This window comes from Paraburkholderia elongata (genome assembly GCF_013177735.1).
Lineage (GTDB): Bacteria > Pseudomonadota > Gammaproteobacteria > Burkholderiales > Burkholderiaceae > Paraburkholderia > Paraburkholderia elongata.
Genome location: NZ_WOEZ01000343.1, coordinates 1 through 1,994 on the forward strand (window position 1 = coordinate 1; position 1,994 = coordinate 1,994).

A 1,994-nucleotide genomic window follows, 5' to 3' on the forward strand; every position below is an offset into this window, starting at 1 on the left:
TGGCGTGCGCCGTGCAAAGGCGGCGCTTTCCCAGTGGGTGCAAGCCCCACCCGGCACCCGCTCCAGCCGGAAGCAACCGGAGCAATCGTGGAGGTAACGAAGCGGTTGAAGCCTTCGGTGAAGCGTGTCACGAAATACGGTGACAGCGCGAGTGTGCAGGCCGTAACGCGAGTGAACGCCGAGCAAGCCTCGAAAAAGTCGATGCGCAGGCCGACCTGACTGCCATATCGGGGAAGGCTGATACGACTGGGTGAGTGAGCAGGCAGGACGCCCAGTCGCTGCGCCGGGGTAGTGGCGACAGCATGCACACAAGGGAAGCGCACGCAACACGGGAAGCCCCCTGGCGTGGTCAGGGATGACCAACCGGACGCCCGTGAGGGACAGGCCGGGCGCCTTGGGGTGACGGAGAGGCTCGTATTACCGTTGAAGCCGGTGTAATGCTGGTGGAGGGAAGGGGCCTCAGTTCAAGACAGACGCAATACGGAGCGAGGACGTGGAGATTGGGCAACCTATCAACTCCGATCAGTGTTCAGAAGCTGCAGATGGCGTTACACGCGAAAGCGAAGGCAGAAGCCGGGTACCGCTTTTACGCTCTGTACGACAAGATCTATCGTGAGGATGTGCTGGCGCATGCATACGCCCAGTGCCGCTCGAACAAGGGCGCGCCGGGTGTCGATCAGCAAGACTTTGCGGAGGTCGAGGCGTACGGGGTGCAGAAGTGGCTCGGTGAACTGGCGCTTGCGCTCAGGCAGGAGAGTTACCGGCCGGACCCTATTAGAAGAGTGTTTATCCCGAAGGCCAATGGCAAGCTGAGGCCCCTGGGCATCTCGACCCTGCGTGATCGGGTGTGCATGACAGCAGCGATGCTGGTGCTCGAACCGATCTTCGAAGCCGACCTTCCACCAGAGCAATACGCTTACCGCCCGGGGCGAAACGCCCAGCAGGCGGTGGTCGAGGTGGAGGAGCGGTTGCACCGTGGACAAACGGACGTTGTTGATGCCGACTTGGCGGACTACTTCGGAAGTATTCCCCACGCCGAACTGATGCTGTCGCTCGCGCGACGCATCGTTGATCGGCGCGTACTGCATCTGATCAGGATGTGGCTGGAATGCCCCGTGGAAGAAACCGATAACCGAGGCCGGAAGAAACGTACGACGGAGGCCCGGGACAGCCGGCGCGGCATTCCGCAAGGTTCTCCCATCTCACCCTTGTTGGCGAATGTTTACATGCGCCGGTTTGTGTTGGCATGGAAGAAGCTCGGACTTCAGCGCAGTCTTGGCAGCCGCATTGTGACTTACGCGGATGATCTTGTGATCCTGTGCAAGCGGGGCAAGGCGGAAGAAGCCTTGGAGCGAATGCGCGAGATCATGAGCAAACTGAAGCTGACTGTCAACGAGGAGAAGACGCAAATCTGCAAGGTGCCGGAAGGCGAATTCGACTTCCTGGGTTACACGTTTGGGCGGATGTACTCTGCAGTGACTGGCCAGGCCCGTATGGGCATGCGTCCGTCGAAGAAGAGTATCCGGCGCATGGTCGAGAAGATTCACGCGCTGACCGCTTCGTCGATGACGTGGCTAGATACCACGGAGTTGGTGGGCAAGTTGAACCGCACGCTGCGCGGCTGGGCGAACTACTTCAAGGTAGGGACGGTCAGCCGCGCGTATCGGGCGCTTGACAGCTACACCTCCACGCGGTTGCGCCGGTGGTTACGTATCAAGCACAAGGTCAGGCGTCGCAGGGGCGGGACTTATCCACCCTCGCACCTCTACGGGCACTTTGGTCTCGTTCGTCTACAAGGGCCTTGGTAGTGACTTGCCGCGTACGAAGGCGTGATGTCTTGTCCGAGAGCCGGATGCGGGAGATCTGCATGTCCGGTTCGATGAGCGGGTTGTGGAAACGGGGTTAAGGCAAGGATATTCGGGCACCGCCAGACGAAAGGGGCGGAAACAGACAAACCGAACCTAATGCTACCGCGCCACAACTCGACTCTACCG

At 60.4% G+C, this 1,994-nt stretch carries 2 protein-coding genes; both read left to right on the plus strand.

Features of this window, described 5'->3' with window-relative positions; genetic code table 11:
- Positions 1–219: hypothetical protein (locus tag GNZ13_RS51920; protein WP_216675340.1), on the plus strand; the 219-nt coding region annotated here is incomplete at its 5' end.
- A gap of 281 nt (positions 220–500) precedes the next feature.
- Positions 501–1,808, plus strand: coding sequence for a group II intron reverse transcriptase/maturase (ltrA, locus tag GNZ13_RS51045; protein WP_236002579.1), 1,308 nt, complete (start codon positions 501–503; stop codon positions 1,806–1,808).
- Positions 1,809–1,994: the final 186 nt, after the last annotated feature.